Here is a 6,218-nt window from a genome sequence, read left to right on the forward strand (position 1 = left end):
AGCGCCCAGGCGAAGTTCAACCTGGTGAAAAGTTATCGATTGCGGGGCCTGAGTTATTGGGTGCTGGGCTACCCGTTCCCCCAGAACTGGCTCTTGTTGGAGGATAATTTTACCGTGCGAAAGCGCTGAAAGGAACAGATGCGGGGGCGCGACAGGCGAACGGGCGGCACCCGGCCCCCGCTTTCAGAGGATTTGGACGCTGGTTTTCGCCCTCCACAAGCATCAGCCGTCTCCTTGTGGCGGCAATCGACCACAAAGTATTTCCATAGGCCGGGAGCCCTCGTGCAGCACTGATTACAGCAGTTTTTCTTTTTCGATGGCGTCCCTCTGCAGCCGCGCGGCGACCGTCTTCCAAGACAACTCACTCGATCGTTGCTTCATGCCGGAGGCGACGCGGTTCATGGCATCCACCGCCGCCCGGACAATGAGGCAGGGAACCTCCACATCGGCCTTTGCCGCGGAACTTGGAATCACTCCAGGGTCAAACAACAGGTCGTCAGGGAAGCGCAGAAGGATATCGGCGGGCAAATCGGTCACCAGGAGCTTCTCCCGGCTCTCGCACAACCCTTGGATCGACTCGACCAATGTGGAAAATCCGCTTTTCCCTCCGCGCGAGAGCCCCTTGGCCTGAAGAAGATCGTACGCCACTCGATCATTGAGCCACTCCTGTAGATGCCCTACTCGCTCATTGTACCGTTCGTAGCGCTGCGCTGCCCCGGTATCCCGAAATTCCTCCTCAGCCCTGCGCCTGAGGGTTTCGCGCAGAGGCTCCACATCCGCTTCGGTCAAAACCTCATTTTCCGCCAAAGTGATCCCCTTTAGGTCCTCCCAACCCTGCACGAGAATCGGTATGGATAGGCCGTCTTTCCCTTTGGACAAAACCGCATAACCCACCAGGGACACATCGGGCAGGGACCGACTCGACACGGTCAAACGTTTGATGCAACCCGGCAGTTCGTGCTGCTCCATGTGGTCAAGCAGGGCCTCAAACACAGGATCGCCGTAAGAGGCAAAATGAAGAGGGACTCGTTCTCCCGCCTCCCGCTCCCGCAAGCCGGTATCATGCAGTTGACGAGACGTGGTGAGCCACACGGGACCTCCGATCCCGTCAAGCCCTGGAACCATCAATACCGGTTCTCCCGCGACTTCCCGGACCGAACACCCCAGTTTCCACAGATATGCCGACCCGCTCAGCGCCTCCCAAATCGCGTCCAAATCCACGGGTATACGCCGGCGCCCCTGCTCCTTAACCAGACTTTGGTAGATGTCATAAAGATCTTTTGAATCGATCTGCATCGTTTGCTCTTGCTCGCGCTGCTTTTCTAACCGGTCCCTCAGCCGCTTCTCCAATTCCGATATGTCCAGCTTGCCTTCCGCCAGATCATGAAACTCATCCGGCTGCACTGGCAACAGGGACATTTGCTGAGGACCCACGACAAGATTGGCCTGTCGCAGACGCTGCAACAACCGCCCGTAAACGACCTCTTCTTCACTTCCGGCATAACACAAATTGACCACAAAAATTTCCGGGTGGCGTTGGCCGATACGGTCGATCCGGCCGATGCGCTGTTCGATTTTCATCGGGTTCCATCCGAGGTCAAAATTAATGAGCATGTCGGCCGTTTGGAGGTTCAGGCCCTCAGCCGCCGCATCGGTACACAGCAGGATATCGATCTCACCTTGCAGGAATCGTTCTTTGATTTCTTCCCGGTCGGCCTCGCCCCGACCCCCGGCATCCGGCGCAAACCACTCCGCCCCTTTCCCGGAGTAGGTGCCGATGTGCATCCGCGGCGCCGCCTGCCGCAGATGCGAGAGAATATCCCGGAGTGTGTCATAAAACCGCGTAAAAATCACCGTCTGCCGGAATCTCCCCGAGACGGGATCTTTTCGGCCATCCAGAATCCGAAGGAGCCGCTTCATTTTTGAAGAAGGCCCCTGTAAACCACCCAGGGCCTTCAACATGGCCTTCAGTTGAGACCGCTCCCACTCCAGATCCTCTTTGGTCCGGTCTTTGAGCAGCGCCACCACCGCGGCATCATCATCCTCAATCTCCGACTCAGTGACTGCCTCCTCCAATGAGGCTGAATCCCCGGTTTCCCCGTTCGAAGCTTCTCCCACCGTGTGAGCGTGCAACGTATACTCGACCTTGTGCAAACGCCGCTCCAGGGTTTGCTCAAAAGCATAGAAACTCGAAGCAAACCGGAGGCGCAAAAAGCTCAGCAAAAAACTCACCATCTGCCTGCCCGCACCTCCGCCCGATCCACCCAACCGCCTGGCCAACCCCCGGCTGTATTGCTGAAGCTGTTTGTAGATCCGCGCCTCCGAGGGCTCAAAAGGTACCGGTTCCACCGGCAACACCCGCCGCCGGGCGAGATTGTCCGCCAACTCGCCGCGATCCCGATACTCCTCCAGAAGCTTCCGGGTGTGGCGCATCATCACCCGGGCCAAGGGGGAAGCGGCGAACATCAGGCGAAGCATCCGTTGCCGATCGCGACCCCTGGGGGGCTGCTTCTCCTCCAGCCAGCGCCGGGCGACGCTCTGAATCCGGCTGTCGATCACATAGTTTTGGATAAAGTTCCACAACCAAGGATCTTGATGTCGAACGGCCTTCACCGCCCGGCGCAGAAACTCCCACTGCCACGGATCAAGCTCTTTCTCCTGGATCAATGAGCCCAGGACATTGTAGTATTCCAGCGTCAACGTCGGATCGAACTGAAACGCCCCGACTCGGTTGGTCAGGGCCAACAGATCGCACACTTCCACCGGGTGAATTTGCATGGGGGTGGCGGTGGCGAGCCACAAAGCCTCGGCCCGGGGCCGCAGGTGACTCTTAACGGCGTTGTACAGGTTCCCATAGTCGGGATGTACACCCGGCCCTTTGGACGGGTTCTTCCGGCGGGCCATATGGGCTTCATCCACCAGAATCACGTCAAAACGAGGCGCCTCATCCAGCTCTCTCGCCCAATTCCGGGCAATCAGTCCGGTTGAGACGATGAGCAGATCCCCTTCAAACATTGACTCCACCGTCTCCCGGCGTTCTTCGGGAAAGATATATTCGTAGGACAGGCGGGACCCCGTCTGGACTCGGCCGAAACTCATCAACATCTTCGAGGCCATCTGCCGTTGCCACTGGATCGTCAGCCCCGCCGGCGCGGCGACGAGGATCCGCTTCGCCAGACCGGACAGGTACAACGAACGAAAAGCAAGACCCGCCTCAATGGTCTTCCCAAGCCCCACTTCATCGCACAACAGGTGAGAATAGGGCCACGTCTCCACCAAGCGCTCCACGACCACCGCCTGGTGGGGCCAGGGAGCGACCGGAGCCGTCTCCATCCCCACCCGACGGCCTCCGGGCATCTTGGGACCGTCGCGAAGCACTGCGAATTGGAGCCGTTCCAACGCGGACGGCGAGGCCTCCTCCGGTTCTTGCGCCGCCGAGGTCCCGTCCACTTCCACGGGTCTTTTGACATGTTCCGCGAAGCGGACCAACCGCTTCTGAACCGCTTCGGGCAATGGCATGATCCGCAGACTCTTCGGGTCTCCCTCCCACAGATGTTGAAAATCCGCCTCGGCTTCGTCCACCCGCCTCCGATCCTGCCCCTCCCACCAATCGCAGTGAACATCGATATTCTCGGCGTTTAACGCCAGCGCCGTCTTCGATTCGTTCAGACTGCCGCTGCCGTACAACCGATTCCCGAACTCGTCCCGGAGGATGAACCATTTTTCGTGCACATAGCCGTCTTCCACTGAATCAAACGGGAGAGGCTCCCCGGTATCCCGATGCACGCGCAGGGCCACCTTCAGCTCCAGATGCCCATGAGCCACCATCCAAGCCAGGAGCGTCACACCGTTGCGAACCTCGTCGGGCCATCGCTCCTCCCCTTCCAAGGCCTCCCCCAGCCGATTTTCCAGCCTGCGGGCATCCCCCTCCAGCACCGCCTTCACATCTTCAGGCTCCAGGTCAGCGCCGACAATCAGGCGCATTCTGCCGCCACGCCCCACAAAGGCGGAGAATCCCCGGGAGGCTGCCGCCAAGGAAGTGGAGCGAAAATACCCCGCCACCCGGTCATACTGCACCGCGCATTTCAGGGCGGGAATGTAAAAATCATGGAGCATGTTCAGGGGCCGCCCGTCGATGACGGTGGAGGAGGTTCGGTAACTGTACCGCCACTGGTGGGCCCGCAACCCCTGATTCTTAACCCGCGTGTCGATTGGATGATCTTTTGGCCGGCTCTCCATCTTTCCCCCCTCCGCATCCTGGGAGATCATTTCAAGCCAAAAAGGATGGCCTCGGCCTCTTTGCGCGGTCCCTCCTCAGAGGCCTGGGCCGCCCACACCGAGACCAGGTCGAGCACAACCCCGGCCTTTCCTCCGGCGTGCCCGGCCAGGTATGCCCGGGCCACGGGGATATCCCCCTCCCGATAAGCCATGATCAGGCCGTGAAGCAGATCCCATTCGGTCAGCGGTTCTTCGAGCCGCTTCGAACTGCGCTCCTCCGGCCGAGCCAGGCGCAGTTTTGACCCCCTGCGCACCAAGGGCGCAAAGTAGCCCACCTCTTCTCCCGCCTTCGGCCGACCCCGCCGGCCGCCCTGCTCATCGTTCACCCCAATCATTCTCCCCTCAATCCGGTACCCCGCCGCCTTACTTTCCAGACGAATGTTCAGGGATCGGGAGAGACTCAGCGCTTCATCATAAGGAAATTCCGCCAGGCCAAAAATCCCGTACAAGGTCACCGCCATGGCCGCTTCCGGGTTTAAATCATCCACCTTCAGCCGCCCTTGGGTCATCCGGTTCACTTGATACTGGGCCACCACCGCGCTGGCTTCGTTCATCGCCCGGATCGGGCTGACGGGCTCGTCCCCGTCCATCACGGGCCAGTTTTCAGACAGGACCTGAAGCGCCCGCCCATAACAGGCCACCATCTCATCCACCGGATTGAGTCGGAGGGCAGAAAACTCCTCCAAGCCTTCCCGCACCGCCTCCCGGATCCGTTGGGCCACTCCGGTGCCCCCGAACCCCAACCAGGTGGCGGGGGTATCCTGATTCTCGACGCGCTTCCGGCAGGTCAGGAAGATGGAGCTGGCGGCCGCGGCATTCTCTCGAATGTGTTGAGAGTTGGCAAACTCTGATTCAACAGGTAATGAAGACGTAATCATCCACCCGTTTGCAATTATGGATCGCGTCAACGTCTCCCACGCTTCTTGCGTTTTGTGCGTAAACATAATAGTCATTAGACCATCATCCTTAAGGACACGCCGACACTCAACAAAGATTTCGCCCATAAGATCCTCATACCGGTGTTTCGCACTATCGGCGGAACCGTCCCTCACCGGGTTGGCAACTGCCTCATCATTTTTGTTTGTCATTCGCCTTCGAAACAATTCTGGGTAAAGGTCGTGCAGTGTTCGCTTTTCCCATACGTAATAGAAATCCGAGAGCTCGGCATACTGAACATTGTTATAATAGGGCGGATCCATACAGATCAGGTCCACAGAGCGATCAGGCAACTCAGTATGTGCGGCCGTCCCGCAACGAATCGTTACAGGCGGCGGTGAACCGCTCAATCTTTCGTGAAGGGGTTTCATTAGCTCTGCTACGCCGACGTATGCGTCCGTCACCTGGGAAAGTGCCCAGGCCAATCCGGAGTTAGGGCCTGAAAAAATCATTTCTCCAAATGTCCATTTCAAAGAAAAATCATGACGGCCGAATGTACCTGACACGATCGCCCGCTGGGGGATCCAACGTGTTTGTTTACTGTTATAGTCAACTCCTTTATCAATCACAAACTGCAAATACGTGACCACGGCCCGCCCGCGCTCTTCTCCGAGCTCCTTCAGAATCTCCGGCTTGAGGCGGTTGAGTTCCTCAACGAGAATCAAATGACCCAAAAGCTGCCGCGGAGTAAACATATCGCACCAGCGGGTCATCCCAACGCGAAGTGGTTCTACCGTCTTATGGCCTTTCGGGATACTTTCCGTCGGGATCAACCCCTGCTTCTCCCACTCCGGCCAGTGCTCTGCCAACATCCGTTCCGCTTCCGCCAGCGCTTCCAAATCGCGCTCGTTAGGCGCCCGGAAGAACCGCACTTTCTCCGTCTTGATCTCCCCGGCCTTGGCACCGCTTCTGTAGCGTTGGGGTTGGCCATTCTTATCCAGCTTCGGTTGTCGTCGCACCGCCACAACACAGTACAGCCGATCTTTCCACCGCCCGAGCGGCGA

Annotated in this window: 2 protein-coding genes and 1 pseudogene; 1 reads left to right on the plus strand and 2 read right to left on the minus strand. The window is 58.7% G+C overall.

Going from position 1 to position 6,218, the window contains the following annotated elements; all coding sequences use genetic code 11:
- Positions 1-129, plus strand: a pseudogene (locus tag K6T64_RS15945) (spore gernimation protein); the annotation flags it as partial.
- A gap of 165 nt (positions 130-294) precedes the next feature.
- Here the strand turns inward: K6T64_RS15945 and K6T64_RS15950 are convergent.
- Positions 295-4,239 carry a helicase-related protein gene (locus K6T64_RS15950; protein ID WP_288011055.1) on the minus strand — a complete coding sequence of 1,315 codons (3,945 nt, stop codon included), beginning with the start codon at positions 4,237-4,239 and terminating at the stop codon, positions 295-297.
- Between the two features lie 26 nt (positions 4,240-4,265).
- Positions 4,266-6,218 (minus strand): DUF1156 domain-containing protein (locus K6T64_RS15955; RefSeq protein ID WP_353737836.1); only part of this gene is annotated, 1,953 nt, incomplete at its 5' end.

Origin of the sequence: Kyrpidia sp. (assembly GCF_023512215.1) — a bacterium.
In the GTDB taxonomy this organism is placed as follows: domain Bacteria; phylum Bacillota; class Bacilli; order Kyrpidiales; family Kyrpidiaceae; genus Kyrpidia; species Kyrpidia spormannii.